Origin of the sequence: Bacillus sp. FJAT-29937, assembly GCF_001509555.1 — a bacterium.
Classification (GTDB): Bacteria; Bacillota; Bacilli; order Bacillales; family Cytobacillaceae; genus Cytobacillus.
The window spans coordinates 344,971-364,638 of record NZ_LMAS01000003.1 but is presented as its reverse complement, the minus strand read 5'-3'; the positions used below and the strand labels follow the sequence as shown (position 1 = coordinate 364,638).

Annotated in this window: 16 protein-coding genes, 1 other RNA gene and 1 other annotated feature; of the genes, 5 read left to right on the top strand and 12 right to left on the bottom strand. The window is 39.5% G+C overall.

Annotated features, from left to right (window positions below; translation table 11 throughout):
- Positions 1-8 precede the first annotated feature (8 nt).
- Genes AR328_RS08045 through AR328_RS08035 form a run of 3 tightly spaced genes read right to left on the bottom strand, consistent with a single transcriptional unit; the run spans position 9 to position 2,272 of the window.
- Positions 9-1,151, bottom strand: coding sequence for a cysteine desulfurase family protein (locus AR328_RS08045; RefSeq protein WP_066293060.1), 1,143 nt, complete (start codon positions 1,149-1,151; stop codon positions 9-11).
- Positions 1,152-1,178: 27 nt separating this feature from the next.
- Positions 1,179-1,598, bottom strand: coding sequence for a cysteine metabolism transcriptional regulator CymR (gene cymR / locus AR328_RS08040; RefSeq protein ID WP_066293052.1), 420 nt, complete (start codon positions 1,596-1,598; stop codon positions 1,179-1,181).
- Positions 1,595-2,272 (bottom strand): YczE/YyaS/YitT family protein, encoded by a 678-nt coding sequence (locus AR328_RS08035; RefSeq protein WP_197414444.1) that lies wholly within the window; start codon positions 2,270-2,272, stop codon positions 1,595-1,597. Before AR328_RS08035 ends, cymR begins: the two co-directional genes overlap by 4 nt.
- 177 nt (positions 2,273-2,449) lie before the next feature.
- Between AR328_RS08035 and AR328_RS08030 the strand changes: the two genes are divergently transcribed.
- Positions 2,450-3,709, top strand: a complete 1,260-nt coding sequence (locus AR328_RS08030) for a replication-associated recombination protein A (RefSeq protein WP_197414443.1) — start codon at positions 2,450-2,452, stop codon at positions 3,707-3,709.
- Positions 3,710-3,756: 47 nt separating this feature from the next.
- On the opposite strand, the gene AR328_RS08025 is transcribed toward AR328_RS08030, so the two are convergent.
- The 3 genes from AR328_RS08025 to AR328_RS08015 form a co-directional block, all read right to left on the bottom strand.
- The gene (locus AR328_RS08025; protein WP_066293044.1) at positions 3,757-4,716 is read right to left on the bottom strand and encodes an ABC transporter permease; all 960 of its coding nucleotides are present in this window, start codon (positions 4,714-4,716) and stop codon (positions 3,757-3,759) included.
- Positions 4,709-5,632, bottom strand: a complete 924-nt coding sequence (locus tag AR328_RS08020) for an ABC transporter ATP-binding protein (RefSeq protein WP_066293041.1) — start codon at positions 5,630-5,632, stop codon at positions 4,709-4,711. The genes AR328_RS08025 and AR328_RS08020 overlap by 8 nt, the downstream gene beginning before the upstream one ends.
- An 87-nt stretch (positions 5,633-5,719) precedes the next feature.
- Entirely contained in the window at positions 5,720-6,490 is a 771-nt protein-coding gene (locus AR328_RS08015) for a tRNA threonylcarbamoyladenosine dehydratase (RefSeq protein ID WP_066293039.1), read from the bottom strand.
- 252 nt (positions 6,491-6,742) lie between these two features.
- Here AR328_RS08015 and AR328_RS08010 point away from each other — a divergent pair, with 252 nt between their 5' ends.
- Positions 6,743-7,714, top strand: coding sequence for an NAD(P)H-dependent flavin oxidoreductase (locus tag AR328_RS08010; protein WP_197414442.1), 972 nt, complete (start codon positions 6,743-6,745; stop codon positions 7,712-7,714).
- Between the two features lie 389 nt (positions 7,715-8,103).
- Here AR328_RS08010 and ssrS read toward each other — a convergent pair.
- The 4 genes from ssrS to AR328_RS22790 form a co-directional block, all read right to left on the bottom strand.
- Positions 8,104-8,293, bottom strand: a non-coding RNA gene (gene ssrS / locus AR328_RS08005) — 6S RNA.
- Positions 8,294-8,359: 66 nt separating this feature from the next.
- Positions 8,360-10,129, bottom strand: a complete 1,770-nt coding sequence (aspS, locus tag AR328_RS08000) for an aspartate--tRNA ligase (protein WP_066293031.1) — start codon at positions 10,127-10,129, stop codon at positions 8,360-8,362.
- Between the two features lie 135 nt (positions 10,130-10,264).
- Positions 10,265-11,542: a histidine--tRNA ligase gene (hisS, locus tag AR328_RS07995; RefSeq protein ID WP_066293024.1), complete on the bottom strand. Its 1,278-nt coding sequence runs from the start codon at positions 11,540-11,542 to the stop codon at positions 10,265-10,267.
- A 78-nt stretch (positions 11,543-11,620) separates the two neighbouring features.
- Positions 11,621-11,867, bottom strand: a binding site (T-box leader).
- Between the two features lie 60 nt (positions 11,868-11,927).
- Positions 11,928-12,104 carry an RNA polymerase subunit sigma-70 gene (locus AR328_RS22790; RefSeq protein ID WP_066293021.1) on the bottom strand — a complete coding sequence of 59 codons (177 nt, stop codon included), beginning with the start codon at positions 12,102-12,104 and terminating at the stop codon, positions 11,928-11,930.
- 270 nt (positions 12,105-12,374) lie between these two features.
- Here AR328_RS22790 and AR328_RS07985 point away from each other — a divergent pair, with 270 nt between their 5' ends.
- The 3 genes from AR328_RS07985 to AR328_RS07975 all read left to right on the top strand — a co-directional run bounded on the left by AR328_RS07985 (position 12,375) and on the right by AR328_RS07975 (position 16,659).
- Positions 12,375-13,730, top strand: coding sequence for an arsenic transporter (locus tag AR328_RS07985; protein ID WP_066293013.1), 1,356 nt, complete (start codon positions 12,375-12,377; stop codon positions 13,728-13,730).
- 36 nt (positions 13,731-13,766) lie between these two features.
- On the top strand, positions 13,767-14,456 hold the full coding sequence (locus AR328_RS07980; protein ID WP_066293010.1) for a hypothetical protein: 690 nt from the start codon (positions 13,767-13,769) through the stop codon (positions 14,454-14,456).
- Positions 14,457-14,886: 430 nt separating this feature from the next.
- Positions 14,887-16,659 carry an SH3 domain-containing protein gene (locus AR328_RS07975; RefSeq protein ID WP_066293007.1) on the top strand — a complete coding sequence of 591 codons (1,773 nt, stop codon included), beginning with the start codon at positions 14,887-14,889 and terminating at the stop codon, positions 16,657-16,659.
- A gap of 242 nt (positions 16,660-16,901) precedes the next feature.
- Here AR328_RS07975 and dtd read toward each other — a convergent pair whose 3' ends face one another.
- Positions 16,902-17,342 (bottom strand): D-aminoacyl-tRNA deacylase, encoded by a 441-nt coding sequence (dtd, locus tag AR328_RS07970; protein WP_066292999.1) that lies wholly within the window; start codon positions 17,340-17,342, stop codon positions 16,902-16,904.
- Between the two features lie 11 nt (positions 17,343-17,353).
- Entirely contained in the window at positions 17,354-19,549 is a 2,196-nt protein-coding gene (locus tag AR328_RS07965) for a RelA/SpoT family protein (RefSeq protein WP_066292994.1), read from the bottom strand.
- Between the last annotated feature and the right edge of the window lie 119 nt (positions 19,550-19,668).

Here is a 19,668-nt window from a genome sequence, read left to right as displayed (position 1 = left end):
CAAAGTTTCTATGTTGTTAATCGCTTAACGATTCTGCTTGTTTCTTCCGCAGCCTTTTCAATTTGTTCCAAAGTATTGAATAGGCCAAAACTAAAACGAATGGAGTTTTGAATGCGTGGATCATCCTTGCCGAACATGGCCACAAGCACATGTGACGGATCGATCGAGCCTGCTGTACAGGCCGAGCCGCTAGATGCAGCTATGCCGGCTAAATCAAGATTCACAAGCATCGCTTCAACATTCGTTCCGGGAAAGCTTAAGTTTAAAACATGAGGCAAAGAAAAATCAAGCGATCCGTTTTGGAAAAATTCTATATTGTTTTCGGAAAGTTTTTTGATAAAAACCGATTTAAACTTAAGATATTCTTCCCTCTTCGTTTCCATTTCCTGCTGGGAGATGCGAACAGCCTCCAAAAACCCGGCAATGGACGGCACATTTTCAGTGCCTGCTCGTCTTTTTCTTTCCTGCTCCCCTCCAAAAAGCCTCGGTGCAAGTTTAATTTCTGTATTTGCATATAAGAATCCAATCCCTTTTGGTCCATTCATCTTATGTGCCGAAACAGACATTAAATCAATTCCGCATTCTTTCACATTAATTTTTTCAAGACCGTATGCCTGAACCGCATCAGTATGAAATATCGCAGGATGTTCTTTTAAGATTTGGCCAATTTCCTTTATTGGCTGTATTGTTCCAACTTCATTATTGCCATACATAATCGTTACAAGGATCGTATCATCTCTTAAGGCGTTCTCAAGATCCGCTAAAGAAATTCTCCCCTCTTGATCAACTGGCAAGTAGGTAATTTCAAATCCAAGATTCTTCAGCTGTTCACAAGTATGAAGGACAGCGTGATGCTCAATTTGGGTTGTAATTATATGTTTCCCTTTATGCTGATTAGAATGGGCAACACCAAAAATCGCATGGTTATCTGCTTCTGTTCCTCCGCTAGTAAAGATAATTTCATTCGCTTGTGCACCAATACTCCTTGCAATTTCTGCCCGGGCCTCGTCGATTATATGGCGGGCACCTCGGCCAAAAGAATGAATGCTGGAAGGATTGCCAAATTCAGCATTCATAACCTCCATCATTTTATCAATCACTTTCGGGTGCATCGGAGAAGTTGCTGCATGATCAACGTAAATCTGCTCCAAATTTTTCACCTTCTTCATTTTCAACTTTTAAATATAGAACATATAGCCGTCCGTATCCCCATCATCTTTATAATTCGCTAAATCCTCTAGTGTTGTATTATCCAGCACATCTTTCACTGCATCACGTATTCTCATCCAAAGATGCTTCTTCGCTGGCTCCTCGTCTTCAATCCCTTCTACAGGACTTATCGGGCCTTCCAAGACACGTATAATGTCTCCAGATGTAATATTTGCTGGAAGATCTCCTAAAATATATCCGCCATAAGCTCCTCGGATACTCTTTACTAAGCCTGCATTTCGTAAAGGAGCAATGAGCTGTTCCAAATAGTGCTCAGACAGATCATTTGTCTGAGCAATTGATTTTAAAGAAATAGGACCTTCCCCATGCTTCTTTGCCAATTCCATCATAATCGTTAAACCATAGCGGCCTTTTGTTGATATTTTCATGAACTAACACCTCTATCTTTTTCATTTAAAGCTCGTATTTCTGCTTTCGCTTTCATTTTAACTAAAAACCGGTCCGTTAAATTCTGGCATTGCGGCAAAGCAATACCTGCTATCGGACCAATCGAAATTCCGATAATAATTGTTCCCCAAAAAACAGGTCCTCCGAGCTGCCAGCCAATGAATAGCACAACAATTTCCATGCAAAGCCGAATATGGGCTACTTTCCAGCCTGTTTTTGATGTTAAAGCGATCATAAGGCTATCCCTTGGTCCCGCTCCAAATTGTGCGGAAATATAAATGCCCATTCCGTAGCAGCAAATAATAATTCCGCAAACAAACATGATGATTTTTCCTACAAGGGAAGATGGGGTTTGCATAAAGGGAAGCATTAAATAAAAATCCATAAACAAACCAAATAAAATCATATTTAAAAAAGCACCTATTTTCGGGAACTCCTTCAATATAACTGATGACGCGGCCAATATGACAATCCCAATAATTATAGTCCATGTTCCAATGGTGAGCCCTAAATTATAATATAGCCCAACATGTAAAACATCCCATGGTGTTGCACCTAAATCAGCAAGGATTAAAAGCACAGTCCCAAGAGTCATAACGAGCAAACCTGCTATAAAAACAAAAAATCTAGGACCTATTTGACCCCTTTTGATCATATTCACCTGTTCATTTCTCCCCGTAAGTAAAGCTTATTCTTAGTATATAGATAGACTTTTGTTATTATAGCATATTTAAAAGTGATAATCATTTTGTGAATCTTATTATTATGGTATGTTTATTAATATTGTACCTTCGTGAAAAGCACTAGAAGTTTTGGAGTGATGAAATTGAATATTAAGCCACTAGCATTCCGAATGAGACCGCGGACGATTGAGGAAATCATTGGGCAAGAACATCTTGTAGCAGAAGGAAAAATTATTAATCGCATGGTAAAAGCGAAACAGCTGAGCTCAATGATTTTATACGGACCTCCCGGAATCGGCAAAACATCCATTGCCAGCGCAATTGCCGGAAGCACCCGATTCGCCTTTCGGAACTTAAACGCTGTTACGAATAATAAAAAAGATATGGAAATCGTTGCTGCCGAGGCAAAAATGTCCGGCAAAGTGATCCTCCTCCTTGACGAAGTACACAGGCTAGATAAAGGGAAGCAAGATTTCCTCCTCCCCTATTTAGAAAACGGAATGATTACATTAATTGGCGCCACAACAAGCAACCCGTATCATGCCATTAATCCTGCGATCCGCAGCCGTTGTCAAATTTTTGAATTAAAGCCTTTATCAGTTGAAAATATTAAAGAGGCTTTGCTCCGAGCAATCGAGGATAAGGAGCGAGGATTAGGTGAAAAGCATGTGCAAGTAACAGAAGAGGCACTTACGCATTTCTCATCTGCTTCGAACGGTGATGTACGAAGCTCTTTAAATGCCTTAGAACTGGCTGTTTTATCAACTGAACCTAATAGCGAAAACATCATTCAAATTGATTTAGCGGCAGCTGAAGAATGCATGCAGCGAAAAAGCTTAACTCATGATAAAGATGGGGATGCGCATTACGATGTCCTATCCGGATTTCAGAAATCGATCCGGGGGAGCGATGTCAATGCCGCTTTGCATTATTTAGGAAGATTAATTGAAGCAGGGGATTTGCAAAGCATTAGCAGACGATTACTAGTAATTGCCTATGAAGATATCGGACTAGCTTCCCCACAGGCAGGCGCAAGGACGCTCGCAGCGATTGAAGCAGCCGAAAGAGTCGGTTTTCCAGAAGGAAGAATTCCACTTGCCAATGCAGTCATTGAGTTATGCTTATCACCGAAATCAAACTCTGCCATTATGGCAATTGATACAGCCCTTGCAGATATTAGGAAGGGAATCAGCGGTGAAGTTCCAGATCACCTCAAGGACGCCCATTACGCTGGGGCCAAGGACCTTGGCAGGGGCATTGATTATAAATATCCACATGATTATGAAGGCGGCTGGGTTAAGCAGCAATACCTTCCTAATAATATTAAAAATAAGGTTTATTATCAGCCAAAGAAAACGGGTAAATTTGAACAGGCTTTGTCAGTTATCTATTCAAATCTGCAAAAATAATAGCACAGAAGAAATCAGTTTACTATCGATTTCTTCTGTGCTATTTTTTACGCCGCAACGTCCCTTTTCTTAAATACATAGAAAGCCACTGCTTGAAATAATGTGAAATATAAAACTAACATGGTGATGGAGAAGCCTAATGACATTCCATCAACCATTGGAGACCCTTCAAAATATTGCAGTAAATCTGTGTTTGCAAATAATACATATTTCGCCCACTCATATTTCAACGAGATTAATCTAGTTACTTGACCTCCCATGAATAATAGGAATAAGGACAAGCCAATTGCAAGTGAACTATTTCTGAATGCTGCTGAAATCATAAAGGCCATTGTAGCAAGCATCAGCATATTAATTGATTTAAGACCGTAATAAGAAATTAAATGTGCAAGCATGCTTTGTTCGGTCACTTTCCCGTTAAAATAGTTTAAATAAGGAGTAGAGTGTTCAGGCAATCCGAATAGAATCGCTCCAAGACCTGCAGAATAAACGAACAATAGAAGAAGCATGAATAAACCAAATATCAAAACTGTTAAATATTTTGCCAGTAAAACTTTTCCTCTTTTTATTGGTCTGATTAATAACAGCTTAATGGTTCCCCAATTAAATTCACTTGCTACAATTCCTGCTGCAATAATGATTGTAAATAATCCTACAAATTCAATCGTCTGTGAAGCATCATTCACAAATCCCCAGACTGAATAATCAACATTTGGAGAAATATCATGGTCGATTCGATACGTATTTAGTGCTATTTCTCTCTCATAATGATCCTTCATTTCTCTAGGTGCAGAACTGCCCATTTCTTCTAATTGCTTTTTATAACTGTCATTCTGAACTTGTAGTCCCCTTTTCCATTCAGAATTATCTGGAACAGCTCCTCTCGTTTCCTGATATTTAACAAAACCGCCAGCTATCGTTGTAACTAAAAGGAGAATTCCAATCATGACATACGTCCCAGGCCGTTTAGATATTTTCATCCATTCATTTTGAATTAGTCTAAACATGATTAGTTCCCTCCTTGGAAGTTACTTCTAGGAAACGATCTTCTAGTGTTTTTGTCATTTCTTTAATTCCATAAATTTGTATTTCATTATTAACGAGCTCTTTTACTATAACTGGAACAGCCTCTCTTTTTAACGGAACCGCAATGCCATTCTCAATCAGCTGCACCTGCAGATCAGAATATAACTCCCTTATTACAAAACTCGCTTTCTCTTTATCATCAACTTCAATCTCATAAACCTTTTCATTACCTTGGACAAAATCGCTGATAAGCTGGACATCAATGAGCTTTCCTTTTTGAATAATCCCGATACGGTCACACATCATTTCCATTTCAGATAAAAGGTGGCTTGATACGATCACTGCCATATCCCTTTCCCTGGCAAGCATTCTTAAATGATCCCTAATCTCCCTAATTCCGGCAGGATCTAATCCATTGGTTGGCTCGTCAAGAATCAATACTTTAGGATCATGTAAAAGGCATTGAGCAAGTCCTAATCTTTGCCTCATACCGAGGGAATAAGTTTTCACCTTGTCATGGATTCTATCTGTTAGACCGACAAGCTCAACAGTCTCATTTATTTTTTCTTTCGTTACTCCCTTAGACATTCTTGCATAATGGACAAGGTTTTGATAGCCACTCATAAATTTATACATTTCAGGGTTCTCAACTATGGCACCTACATGAGTAATAGCTTTTTCAAAATCCGATTTGATACTGTGGCCAAGGATTTTGATATCACCAGATGTCATCCCAATTAACCCCACGATCATTCGAATGGTGGTTGTCTTTCCGGCACCGTTTGGTCCAAGAAAACCAAACACTTCCCCTTTATTAACATTAAAGCTTAGAGAATCAATAATTGTTCTGCCTTTAATGGTTTTTGTTACGTTTTGAATTTCGACAATGGTTCTCATTTATTTCTCTCTTTCCTCTATAGTTTATTCATCGGATTATATAAACTGAAAAAAGCCCAGTAATAGTAATTAACTGGACTTTATCACCTATTTTTTCTCGTCTTTCACACGATTCACTTGAATATTTTTCAGAAGTTGTCTGACAACATGGCTAGCCATAACTAATCCAGCAACAGATGGGACGAAAGCATTGGAGGAAGGCGGCATTTTTGCTTTTCGGATCGTAGCATCGTTTTTACCAACTTCCATTCTGACATCTTCACGGATGACGATCGGACTTTCATCTGAAAATACAACTGGGATTCCTTTACGAATTCCTTCTTTTCTTAATCGAGTGCGGATTACTTTTGCGATAGGATCTGTATGGGTTTTAGAAATATCAGCAATTTGAAAACGGGTTGGATCCATTTTATTCGCAGCACCCATGCTTGAAATTAACGGGATATTTCTTTTTAAACATTCCTTCATTAAATGAATTTTATAAGAAATGGTATCAGATGCATCGATGACAAAGTCAAGACCATACTCGAAAAACTGCTCGTACGTTTCCTCTGTATAAAACATTTTCAGAGCGATTACTTCACATTCCGGATTAATATCCTTGATCCGCTCCTTCATTAAATCAACCTTTGGCTGTCCTACAGTAGAAAGCAAGGCAATAATCTGACGATTTACATTTGTTATATCGACATCGTCTTTATCTACCAATACTAAACGCCCAACACCTGATCGGGCTAATGCTTCTGCAGCGAATGTTCCAACACCGCCAACACCAAGAACAGCGACCGTGCTGTTTTTCATGATGTCTAGCCCTTCTTTGCCGATAGCAAGTTCATTTCTTGAAAATTGATGCAACATATATTCTCAGCTCCATAACACTTTCAAAATTAATAAAAACATTGGTGTTACTTTTGTTTTTCCCGATATTGAATATACCATACTTTTTATAAAAAATAAGTATCACCATTGGATTAAAGAGATTTATTTTTTTGCTATTTTTTTATCGAAAAAATTAATAGCAACTATTAGTACCTAGTAATATAAATCACATCTTTTATTTAATTATCATGATAATCTAATAATTGCATGAACCTAAACATTCCTAGACAATTGAAATGGGGTTATACTTTGAACTTACCACAATTAAAAATTGGCCATATGGAACCAAAATTTCCCATCCTTCAAGGCGGTATGGGTGTTGGCATATCACTGAGCGGACTTGCTTCTGCTGTAGCAAATGCTGGTGGGATTGGAATCATATCTGGAACAGGGATTACAACAGATGAACTAAAGTTTCATATTAGAACGGCAAAGGAAAAGATCATCGGAAAAGGCTATATTGGCGTGAATGTATTATTTGCAATGAATGATTTTGCCGAAAAAATGAAGGCTGCGATTGAGGAAAAAGTAGACTTTATTATTTCAGGTGCAGGAATTTCACGCGATATGTATTCCTGGGGGAAAGAGAGTGGAACTCCGGTAATTTCCATAGTTTCTACAGCTAAGCTTGCAAGACTCTCTGAAAGATTAGGAGCATCCGCAGTTGTAGTTGAAGGCTGTGAGGCAGGCGGACATTTAGGAACAGACCGCCCCTTATTTGAAATCCTTCCAGAAGTTGTAGAAGCCGTTAACATTCCAGTCATTGCAGCTGGCGGTATCTTAACCGGAGAAGATGTAGCTAAAGCCATTCAAATGGGGGCTTCGGGTGTACAAATGGGTACAAGGTTTGTTGCCAGCGAGGAATGTGACGCCCCATTAGCCTTTAAAGAAAAATATGTAAATGCGAATGAAGAAGACACCATCCTTGTTAAAACAACGGTTGGCCTGCAAGGAAGAGCCATTAAAAATAAATTTACCGATTTAATTTCTGGCACAGGAAAATTAAAAATCGATAAATGCCATGATTGCTTAAAAAACTGCTCTTACCGCTTTTGCACATTGGATTCACTTTTAAAATCTGTAGGCGGGGACGTAGAAAATGGCCTCGTATTCGCTGGCGCAAGAGTGTCTGAAATTAAGCAAATATTGCCCGTTCAGACGATAATAAAAATTATTACTGATGAATATTTGGCCGTAAAATAATTCCATATCCTTCAAGCCTGTCAATCTGCAGGCTTTTTTGCTTTCTTAAAAAACAAATCATAGAGCTTAAATTTTATTAAAAAAGTAACTTATGCCCGCTGGTGGCAATATTCCACTTCCGAGGGCATTAGATGACATGACTGATGACCGATCGAGGCATTTTTCACCTTCTACGGGCACCAGATGACGCGATTGATGACCGGCCGGGGCCTTTTTCACCTTCTACGGGCATCAGTTGGCGCGATTGATGACCGGCCGGGGCCTTTTTCACCTTCTACGGGCACCAGATGGAGCGGTTGATGACCGATCGAGGCATTTTTTCACTCGAACCAAAACAAAAAAATCTATTCCACTCTGAGTGGAATAGATTTTGAAATCATATGTAGGAAAAGAGTCCCAATCGTGCCGTCGCTTAGATGCCTTCGTTTTGAACCCGCACAAAGCAGGTGGGTGTCCTGTTTCTGCATATGTAAGTCCTCAATCCATGAGGCATTTACGCAGCTATAGAAAACTCTGGACTCCCGAAGGATAGATGTTCGGTCAAAATGTCAGGTTACACAACGAACACATCAGGACTCTTTAAAGATTACTTGTATTTTATCATACTCACTATACTCTTTCAAGCAAGCAATTATAGGTCCAAGCTCATTTTTTTACGTTTAACGCTAAGTGCAGATCATTTAATTGGGCTGCACTTACTTCTCCAGGAGCATTTGTTAATAGACAGCTTGCACTTGCTGTTTTCGGGAATGCAATCGTATCACGAAGATTAGATCTTCCTGCCAGCAGCATGACTAATCTGTCTAAGCCTAGAGCAATTCCGCCATGTGGAGGCGTACCATATTCAAAGGCTTCCATTAAGAAACCAAATTGTTCATTTGCTTCCTCTTGTGTAAAGCCTAGGACATTAAACATTTTTTCCTGAACCGCTCTTTCAAAAATACGAAGCGATCCGCCGCCAAGCTCATAACCGTTCAATACAAGGTCATAGGCTTGAGCTCTAACCTCAGATGGATTTGTTTCAAGAAGCTCCAAATCCTCTCTAAATGGCATTGTGAACGGATGGTGTGCCGCAAAATAACGGCCTGCCTCTTCATCATATTCTAATAATGGCCAATCTGTAATCCAAAGGAAGTTAAACTTGCTTTGATCGATTAGACCAAGCTCTTTACCAAGCTTTAAACGAAGTGCGCCAAGTGCATCAGCTACAACGCTTTTCTTATCAGCCACAAATAACAATAAATCTCCCGTTTCAATAGAAAGAGTGGCTGTCATTGCCTTTTGTTGTTCCTCTGTGATAAATTTAGCAATTGGTCCCTTTAATCCGTCCTCTTCTGCCTTTAACCAAGCAAGACCCTTTGCCCCATAAACAGCGGCAAATTCTGTTAAGGCGTCAATATCTTTTCTTGAATATTGGCTGCCGCCATTTTTCACATTGATTGCCTTCACTTGGCCACCGGATAATACGGCTCCTGCAAACACTTTGAAGCTGGAGTCCTTCACTATCTCCGATAAATCAGTTAATTCCATGCCAAATCGTGTATCAGGCTTATCAGATCCGAAGCGGGCCATTGCCTCCTGATAGGTCATTCGATGGAATGGAAGTTGAATATCAAGTCCTTTTACTTCATTCATGACCTTTTTCATCATGTTTTCCATGAGGCAGATTATTTCATCCTGGCTCATAAAGCTCATTTCCATATCGACCTGCGTAAATTCTGGCTGGCGGTCCGCACGCAAATCCTCGTCACGGAAGCAGCGGGCAATTTGATAATATCTTTCAAAGCCGCCTACCATTAATAGCTGTTTAAAAATTTGCGGCGACTGCGGCAATGCATAGAATTCACCAGGATGTACGCGGCTAGGAACTAAATAGTCACGTGCTCCTTCTGGCGTGCTTTTCGTTAAAATTGGTGTTTCGATATCAAGGAAGCCTTCTCCATCTAGAAAATCCCTCATCGCTTTTGTCACTTGATGACGCATTTTTAATGTTTCAAACATAGCCGGTCTTCTCAAGTCGAGGTATCGATATTTTAGACGAATATCCTCGGAAACATCTGTTTTGTCATCTACCATGAATGGGGGAGTTTTCGCTTCGTTTAAAATTGAAATCTTTTTAACTAGTACTTCAATGCGCCCAGTAGCAATATTTTCATTGATCGTGCCTTCTCCGCGGGCGATGACTTCTCCTTCAATATCAAGGACATATTCATTTCTTACTTTTTCCGCTACAGCCAGTGACTCTTGTGATACTTCGGGATTAAAAACAATTTGGACAATGCCAGTCCGGTCACGTAAATCGATGAAGATTAATCCACCTAAATCACGGCGCTTTTGTACCCAGCCTTTTAAAATAACTTTTTCTCCAATGGCAGATTCTGTCACTTCTCCGCAGTAGTACGTTCTCCCAAACATTCTTATTCCTCCTATTGTCTAGCTCCGGCTCCTAACCCTTCGAGGTCATAAGTCAATCTGCCAAGAAGGTAAACTACAACCTTCTTAGCAGCTCGCCTTATGCTTGTCAGGGTTGTACAGTCGCCTCCGCTTTTCCTATTGTCTAGCCAACTCTATGAATTTTTCCACAAATGTATTCAGTTCCATTTCTGTCTGGTCACCGGTTTCCATTGATTTTAGGGTGATTTTATTAGCTTTCAGTTCGTCTTCCCCTAAAATCGCCACATATTTAGCATTGGACCTATCTGCCGCTTTAAACTGTGTTTTTATTTTTCTATTTAAATAATCTCTTTCTGCTGAGAAGCCAGCAAGGCGAAGCTTATGCAGCAATCCAACTGTATAGTCTTTTGCTTCTTCCCCCAGCGAAACGAGATAGCAATCAATCTTTTCATTAATCGGCAGTTTAATTTGTTCAGCCTCTAGAGCAGCGATAAAACGTTCAATACTCATGGCAAAACCGATTCCCGGTGCTTCAGGACCGCCTATTTCTTCAGTGAGACCATTATACCGTCCGCCTCCACAAAGAGTCGTAATAGCCCCAAACCCTTCCGCATTGCTCATAATTTCAAAAGCTGTATGGTTATAATAATCAAGACCGCGAACTAGATTTGGATCCACTTCAAATGCAATATCAAGATCAGTTAAATACTGCTGTACTTTTTCAAAATATTTCTTGGAATCGTCATTTAAGTAATCAATAATCGATGGAGCTGACTTCATTAGCTCATGGTCTCTGTCTTGTTTACAGTCGAGAATTCGCATTGGATTTTTCCCTAGTCTGCTTCTGCAATCTTGACAAAACTCGTCTATTCTAGGCTTAAAATGGTTTACTAACGCTTCTCGATGTGCATTTCGGCTTTCTTTATCACCGAGACTATTAATGACTAGCTTTATCTTTTCCAAGCCCAGTTCTTTATAAAGGCTCATAGCTAAAGCGATAACCTCCGCATCAATGGCTGGATCATTGCTTCCAATAGCCTCAACGCCAAATTGAACAAATTGGCGGTATCGTCCCGCCTGTGGGCGCTCATAGCGGAACATCGGTCCCATATAATAAAGCTTTACAGGCTGAGTTGCGCCACCAAACATTTTATTTTCAACAAAGGAACGAACAACTGCAGCTGTCCCCTCTGGTCTTAACGTTAAGCTGCGATCTCCGCGGTCATCAAATGTGTACATTTCCTTCTGAACAATATCAGTCGTATCCCCAACACTGCGCAAAAACAACTCCGTGTGCTCGAATATCGGGGTTCTAATTTCACTGTATTGAAACCTCTCGCAAAGGTCTCTTGCTTTTTCCTCTATTAACTGCCATTTTTCAATTTCACCTGGGAGAATATCTTGGGTTCCCCTCGGTATTTGAATCGATGTCATTTCCGAATCCTCCTATTTCAATAAAAAAGTAGTATTTTTTATAAAATAAAAAAGCCCCCGCCTCCTTGTATATACAATACAAGGGACGAGAGCTTATAATTTCCCGTGGTGCCACCCTAATTGAAGACGTCCAAAAAAGAACGTGCTTCCTCTTTTACAGTTAACGCCTGTGAACGTTCAGCTCCTACTAAAGGGAATGCCTCTTTCAGAGAGAAACCTACGAAGTGTTCTTTCATTAAATCATCATGCAGAAATGCTTTCAGCCTATGACATTTCTTCTCTTTTCATGTGGAGCTTAACTACTATTCTTCATCAACGGTTAAATATTTCATCCTAATATTTATATTATCATACGTATCAACAATCGGATTGTCAATAGCGTTAGTTAAGATCGTTCTAAATGTTTTTTTAATTTACGAACATCTCTGACAGATAGCCCAAACTCTGAAGCTAATTCCACCATATTTGAGCCCTGCTCTTTTTGAATAAAGTCATGAAAATCTACTCCAAATAACTGGTTTTCTCCCATGTGGGCAGATGCTCCCTTTTCACCAAATCTCATTTTATTCACCCTTCATTATGTTGTCATCTCCTATCCTTCCCACTTTTGGAATAGAAAATGCAATTTTCTGGATGAACAACTAGTAAAAATAAGACTGGAATTTAATAGACACTCATCTAATCATGCAATTGTCTCTATTAGACAAACATACATTTAGACAAATTTGGTCAATAATCTAGTTCCTTCTTTTTAAAGGCGAATATAAATATAAGCAAGCGGACATGCAGGGTCAGTTGACTCTGCTCCGAAAAAAAGAAATGGAGTGAGAAAATGTCATTTGAATTAGGAATTACCATTTTTGTATTTGTCACGACCATGCTGGTCATTTTTTGGAGGCCAAAGGGGCTCAATGAAGCTTATCCAGCTGCTGTTGGTGCAGGGATCATTTTACTGACAGGCATCGTATCCCGAGCAAACATTGAGGATATTATCAGCAAGATTGGCGGAGCATCTATTACGATTATGGCGACAATTGTCATGGCAGTCATATTAGAAAGCTTCGGATTCTTCCACTGGGCAGCTGCCCGGCTAGCTAGTATGGCAAAAGGGTCAGGCTACCGTCTATATTGGTACGTTCAGCTGCTCTGCTTTTTGATGACACTTTTATTTAATAATGATGGAAGCATCTTAATTACAACACCGATTTTAATTCTATTACTGAAAAACCTGCAGCTAAAACCCCATCAGCAAATCCCTTACCTATTAAGCGGCGCTCTTACAGCTACCGCTTCAAGTGCTCCCATTGGCGTAAGCAATATCGTGAATCTCATTGCATTGGAAATTGTCGATATGACGCTCTACATGCATACTGCCATGATGTTCGTACCTGCAACATTAGGTTTACTGTTTATGTCTTGGTTAATGTTTGTCGTAGTGAAGAAAAAACTGCCAAAGAAATTGCCTAATTCCACTTATGAGATCGAGGAGAGTTTTTTCACAAAAAACTTCCATCCTTTAAAAGGAAAACTATCTGTTGAAACGAAGAGAAAACGTACAAAGTTTATGTTAAAAGTATTGCTGTTTGTTTTTATCATGAGATGTTTATTGTTTGTAGCCTCTTTTCTCTCCATTCCTATTTCTCTAGTTGCTGTGCTCGGTTCCGTTGCTTTGCTAGTATGGCGATGGTATCACCTGCGAACAAACCCCGTTGATATTTTGATAAAGACTCCTTGGCACATACTGATTTTCGCCTTTTCTATGTACGTCATTATTTACGGACTTCACAATGTAGGACTGACGGCATTCCTCGTGAAATTATGTGAACCAATTGTCAACCAAGGGCTGCTTTATGCAAGCTTTACGATGGGCGGGCTCGTTTCACTTCTCTCTAATATCTTTAATAATCATCCAGCCTTGATGGTTGGGACGATAACTTTAACAGAAATGGGGCTTGATCCCATTACTTTAAAGACAATTTATCTTGCAAATATCATCGGCAGCGATATGGGCTCCTTATTGCTTCCAATCGGTACACTTGCGTCCTTGATCTGGCTGTATATTCTTAAGAAGCATAAAGTGAAAGTGAAATGGAAGGATTATCTAAGCGTGTCATTAGTCGTCATCCCAATATCTACAATCTTCACCTTGTTCTTATTGTACTACTGGGTACAAATGGTATTTGCCTAAAATAAATTTTTGAAACCTTTTAAGGAGGAAAAAACTTTGACTGATTTAATCACTTTACAAGGTAAACAAGTTAATTTACAGCTAGGAAAAGAAACAATTACTGGGATTTTGCTTGACGCAGGAAAAGATATTGTTGTCATCTTTAATGGGGAGCGGTATTTATATATCCCTTTGTTGCACATTCATCATTTCCAGATTAACAGCAACAAAGATGATTATGTTGATTCGCCTAGTGAATCTTCTGAATTTGCAAAAATGGATGTCCTTACTATTCAAGAAGTATTAAACAAATCAAAGGCAGTGTTTACAGAAATTTATGTAGGAAAAAGTTTATCTTACTATGGGTATATAACAAACGTCTACAATGACTATGTAGCTTTTTATTCACCCGTTTATAAGTTGATTTATATTGCGATCGATCATATAAAATGGCTTGCCCCTTTTAATGAAAATTCTTCGCCATATACTTTAAACAGCTTAAACCAAACTGCAAACAAAAGTCCCGTACACTTGCGAGTAAATCCATCGAATATTCCTTTACTTCCTGATTTGGAGGATCAGTTAAAAAAAGAAGCAGGAAAACTTATCATTTTTGATGGAGGAAAAGATCCTAAAAAAGTGGGGCTGTTAAAAAAGATTGAAAATCACCTCGCAGAAATAATACTCGCAAAAGGGGAGATTGTATGTTTGAGGCTTTCCCATATAAAATCAATTCAAATGCTATAACAGCAGGATGCATGAAACCTATAGACAGCTTTTATGAAAAAAACAAAAAAAAGAGGCCAATGCAGCGCCTCAAAAAATCCTTTGTGAGCTATATAAATAAAACCACAAAGATAAGTTACAGTCACTTTTAAGATATGTGTCAGAATCCGGAAATGAACTAGGTAATCTACACGAAAAAAATTAAATATACAGAAAAAGGCTATTTCATTTGGAATAGCTTTTTTCTTTAATTGAAAAAACGCAAATAATTAATGATATTTCGACAATAGGCAGTAATCAGACACATATTTTCGAAACTTTTTACCTCATTGGGAAGGAATTAAACCGATCTAAAGAGAAGTAATATCATTTAGTAAAAGGAAAAGCTTGACTAAAAATACTAAATTTGTTTTTCTTTAAGATGTGAATCTTTCAAAAAAGGAGGGAGCGAATGCTCAAGAAACAAATTCTCTTATTTTTTTGCACAGTTCTCTTCATAGGATTAGCCACTTCCCCTTCAGCAGCAAAAGCAGTAAACCAAATTGTCACAGTGGGAACAGATAGCTTGAATATTCGCAAAGGTCCCGGTTTAAGCTATCCGATCGTTGCAAAGGCAAAAAAGGGAGAAAAATATCCTTCCCTTTCCGAGAAAAATGATTGGATCGAAGTTCAGCTCGGAAACGGTGTTCGCGGCTGGGTAGCTAATTGGCTCGTGACGAAGGAAAACACGATTGGCTCAAACAATTCCTCAGAAAAATTAGAGAAGAACAAAACAGCAATCATTTCAACAGATGGCCTTCGAATTAGAAAAGGTCCAGGAACAAGCTTTCCCGTGATTGGAACAGTTAGTAAAGGAGAAGCATATACGGTTCACAGTACGAATGGGAATTGGGTGAATCTCCAAACCCCTTTCGGCAATGGCTGGGTCTCCAATGACTTTATCCAAATCCAAACGAGCAGTAAAGCTATTAGTGCAGAAGGAAAATTGAATGGCAGCATAACAGTGAATTCCTTAAATGTCAGAAGCTCGCCTTCTCTAAATAGTTCTATAATTGGAAAGTTAAGTTTAGGTGAAAATGTAAAGGTATTATCTCAAACGAGCGAATGGACTGAAATTTCCTTTTCTGGGACGAAGGCATGGATTAGCAGCCAATATATTCAAATGGATATGGCCGCTTCCAATAGCCCTGATCCCGAAAAACAACAAAGCAACTCAACAAGCTCGGGTAAAACAGTGAAGGTTACAGCAACATCATTAACTGTAAGGGATACAGCCTCTCTTAGTGGAAAAGCAATTGGTTCGGTACAACAAAACGAAACCTATCAAATGATCGAAGAAGCCAATAACTGGACAAAAATCGAGTATGAAAAGGGATTGTTTGGCTGGGTGGCCAGCTGGTATTTGGACAAGTCTGAAACCGCTCAACCAGTGGTAAATGAGCAAAAAGTGAAGGATAGCTCTCTTACAATTATTCATGATGGATCTAACATTAGAAAAAGTGCAAATACTCAATCTGAAGTAGTACATAGAGCCAATCAGGGAGAAATATTTGATATTATTAGCATCCAAAATGATTGGTATGAAATTCGTCTCGCTAATGGGACTAGCGGCTATATTGCCGGTTGGATTGTTTCAGTAAACGGCTCAGCACCAATGATTGAAAAACCAGGTTCTGAATTAAATTTAAAGAATAAAAAAATTGTTATTGACCCCGGTCATGGCGGAAGAGACAACGGAACAACAGGGGCTAGAGGGACGCTTGAAAAAACATTAACGCTGCAGACAGCTCAAGGCTTATATGAAAAATTGAAATCTACAGGGGCTAACGTCATATTAACTCGTAATAATGATACATATATCCCTCTATCATCACGCGTGTACACATCACATTATCATAACGCCGATGCCTTTATTAGTATTCATTATGATAGTATGTTAGACCGGAGTGTTCATGGAATGACCACCTATTATTATCATTCCTATCAAAAGAATTTAGCTGCAAGTGTTCACTCCTCCATTACGTCTAAGACAAATCTGAAGGACCGCGGCTATCGTTTCGGCGACTATTATGTATTAAGAGAAAATAAGCGCAATGCCATTCTGGTAGAACTAGGCTACCTCAGCAATCCGACGGAAGAAATACTCGTATCTTCCGGTCAATTTCAAGATTCGGTGACGACAGGTATTTACCAGGGGCTAGCTAGGTATTTTAAGGGGAACTAGGATTTTAACGTCAAAAAGGTCAGACACATTCATACACACGTATGAAATGTCTGACCTTTTCTATTGTCTAGCTTCAGCGCCTACCCCCGACGTACAGGACGTACTAGTGTCGACAATGCGACAGGACGTCGCGTTTTTGTCGACCTCGAGGTCACAAGCCAATCCTCCCAGAAAGGAAAATACACCTTTCCGTGAGGCTTGTCTTGTGCTTGTCGGGGGTGACCAAGGCGCTTACACTTTTCTTATTTACTGTCAACTATAAGTGTTACTGGTCCATCATTGATTAATTGTACATCCATCATGGCGCCAAATTCACCTGTTGAAACCTTTAATCCTTTTTCACGAAGATAGGCATTAAAGGCTTCATATATTTTCAATGCGTGTTCGGGTCTAGCAGCTTCCATAAAGTTTGGCCTGCGCCCTTTCCGGCAATCTCCATATAAGGTGAATTGGGAAACCGATAAAATTTCCCCGCCTTTATCCAGTATCGATAAATTCATTTTTCCGCCTTCATCTTCAAAGACTCGTAGATTGGCAATTTTATCAGCTAAAAATTCAGCATCCTTATGATCGTCTTCATGGGTCACACCTACTAAGAGGACAAAGCCCTTTGGAATACTCCCGACTATCTCACCGTTTACTGTGACGCTTGCTTCTTTGCTTCGTTGTACAACTACTCGCATAACAATACTCCTTAATTCATGATCCTGCGAACCGCATATACATCAGGAATTTGTTTAATCCGTTCGACAACCTTCTGTAAATGGTTTACATTGTGAATGGCAATGGTCATATTAATCGTTGCCGCTTTATTTCGGTCTGAACGGCCAGATACAGCGGAAATATTCGTTTTTGATTCATTCACTGCCTGCAATACCTCATTAAGCAATCCTCGCCTGTCAAAGCCAGTAATTTCGATTTCAACACTGTATTCTTTCCGGTCATTTAAATCCGTTTCCCATTCAACAGGAATAAGTCTTTCTTTTGCCTCATCATTACCAATATTCGTGCAATCAGCTCTGTGAACAGAGACTCCGCGTCCTTTCGTAATAAAGCCGACAATTTCGTCCCCTGGAACCGGATTACAGCAGCGGGAAAGTCGGATAAGCAAATTATCTATACCGGACACCCGGACCCCTGATTCACGCTTTTTAGTAGATGGGAATGATCTTAACTCGGAAACAGCATTTGTTATATCAGCCTCTTGTTCCAAATCACGTTTTCTCCGAAGCTTTTCCGTTAAGCGGTTCGCTACTTGAAGCGCCGTAACACCGTTATAGCCTACGGCTGCATACATATCTTCTTCATTCATGAAATTAAACTTTTCGGCAACTCGTTTAATATTTTCAGCAGTAAGAATTTCTTTCAAATCGAAATCCATATTGCGGATTTCTCTTTCAATTTGCTCTTTGCCCTTTTCAACATTCTCATCTCTTCTTTGTTTCTTAAAGAATTGACGAATTTTGTTTTTGGCTTGTGACGTTTGTGCTAGCTTTAGCCAATCCTTGCTTGGGCCATATGAGTGCTTGGATGTCAAAATTTCAATAATATCGCCAGTTTTCAGCTTATAATCGAGTGTGACCATTTTCCCGTTTATTTTCGCGCCGATTGTTTTATTTCCAATCTCAGAGTGAATCCGGTACGCAAAGTCAATGGGAACTGAACCTGATGGCAGCTCAATGACATCGCCTTTTGGTGTAAACACAAACACCATATCAGAGAATAAATCAATTTTTAAAGATTCCATAAATTCTTCCGCATCATTGGAGCTGTCTTGAAACTCTAGTATTTCGCGGAACCATGTTAGCTTATCTTCAATGGACAATCTATCATTGACCTTTTTTCCTTCTTTATACGCCCAGTGAGCGGCAATCCCGAATTCAGAGATTCGGTGCATTTCGAATGTACGAATTTGCACTTCTAACGGATCACCTTTAGGCCCTATGACTGTCGTATGAAGAGATTGGTACATATTTTGCTTCGGCATCGCAATATAATCTTTAAAGCGGCCAGGCATTGGCTTCCAGCATGTGTGGATAATACCGAGGACAGCATAGCAATCCTTAATGCTATTCACAACAATTCTGACAGCAAGCAAATCATAGATTTCGTTAAATTGCTTGTTTTGCAAAGCCATTTTACGATAAATGCTATATATATGCTTAGGTCTGCCGGATATATCTGATCGAATCGAAACTTCATTCATTCGGGTGCGCATCTCATCGATTACATCTTCAAGATATTGCTCCCGCTCAGCCCGCTTCTTCTTCATAAGATTCACAATTCGATAATATTGCTGCGGATTTAAATATCTTAAAGCGGTGTCCTCAAGCTCCCATTTAATTTTTGAAATTCCAAGACGATGAGCAAGAGGGGCAAAAATTTCTAATGTTTCATTGGAAATACGCCGCTGTTTTTCGGCAGGCAAATGCTTGAGGGTACGCATATTATGAAGCCTGTCTGCCAGCTTGATTAAGATGACACGAATATCCTGTGCCATGGCCACAAACATTTTCCGGTGATTTTCTGCCTGCTGCTCTTCTTTCGATTTATATTTAATTTTTCCAAGCTTTGTTACACCGTCAACAAGCATGGCCACTTCTTCGTTAAAGGCAGCCTTTATATCAGCTAGCGTGACGTCAGTATCCTCTACAACATCGTGAAGAAAACCGGCTGCAACCGTAGATGGATCCATCTCTAAATCGGCCAAAATGCCTGCTACTTGAATGGGATGGATGATGTAAGGCTCACCCGATTTTCTATATTGTTCACGATGGGCATGTCTGGCATATTCATATGCCTTCTCAACAAGCGCCACATGCTCATCATTTAAATATACTTTCGTTCTGTCGATGACTTGTTCAGCGGTCAGAACATGATCGTTCGCCATGGGATCACCTTTTATAGTTAATTTTCATAAGAAAAGCGGAAGCGCCTTGCTCACCCCCGACAAGCACAAGGCAAGCCTCCCGGAAAGGTGTATTTTCCTTTCTGGGAGGATTGACTTGT

What these genes read in the sequence shown, in the direction of transcription:
- cymR (WP_066293052.1), bottom strand. Translation starts at nt 1,598, where the DNA reads ATGAAAATATCAACAAAAGGCCGCTATGGTTTAACGATTATGATGGAA.
- AR328_RS08035 (WP_197414444.1), bottom strand. Translation starts at nt 2,272, where the DNA reads ATGATCAAAAGGGGTCAAATAGGTCCTAGATTTTTTGTTTTTATAGCA.
- AR328_RS08025 (WP_066293044.1), bottom strand. Translation starts at nt 4,716, where the DNA reads ATGTTTAGACTAATTCAAAATGAATGGATGAAAATATCTAAACGGCCT.
- AR328_RS08020 (WP_066293041.1), bottom strand. Translation starts at nt 5,632, where the DNA reads ATGAGAACCATTGTCGAAATTCAAAACGTAACAAAAACCATTAAAGGC.
- AR328_RS08015 (WP_066293039.1), bottom strand. Translation starts at nt 6,490, where the DNA reads ATGTTGCATCAATTTTCAAGAAATGAACTTGCTATCGGCAAAGAAGGG.
- aspS (WP_066293031.1), bottom strand. Translation starts at nt 10,129, where the DNA reads ATGTTTGGGAGAACGTACTACTGCGGAGAAGTGACAGAATCTGCCATT.
- hisS (WP_066293024.1), bottom strand. Translation starts at nt 11,542, where the DNA reads ATGACATCGATTCAAATACCGAGGGGAACCCAAGATATTCTCCCAGGT.
- AR328_RS22790 (WP_066293021.1), bottom strand. Translation starts at nt 12,104, where the DNA reads ATGAGATTTGGTGAAAAGGGAGCATCTGCCCACATGGGAGAAAACCAG.
- AR328_RS07985 (WP_066293013.1), top strand. Translation starts at nt 12,375, where the DNA reads ATGTCATTTGAATTAGGAATTACCATTTTTGTATTTGTCACGACCATG.
- AR328_RS07975 (WP_066293007.1), top strand. Translation starts at nt 14,887, where the DNA reads ATGCTCAAGAAACAAATTCTCTTATTTTTTTGCACAGTTCTCTTCATA.
- dtd (WP_066292999.1), bottom strand. Translation starts at nt 17,342, where the DNA reads ATGCGAGTAGTTGTACAACGAAGCAAAGAAGCAAGCGTCACAGTAAAC.
- AR328_RS07965 (WP_066292994.1), bottom strand. Translation starts at nt 19,549, where the DNA reads ATGGCGAACGATCATGTTCTGACCGCTGAACAAGTCATCGACAGAACG.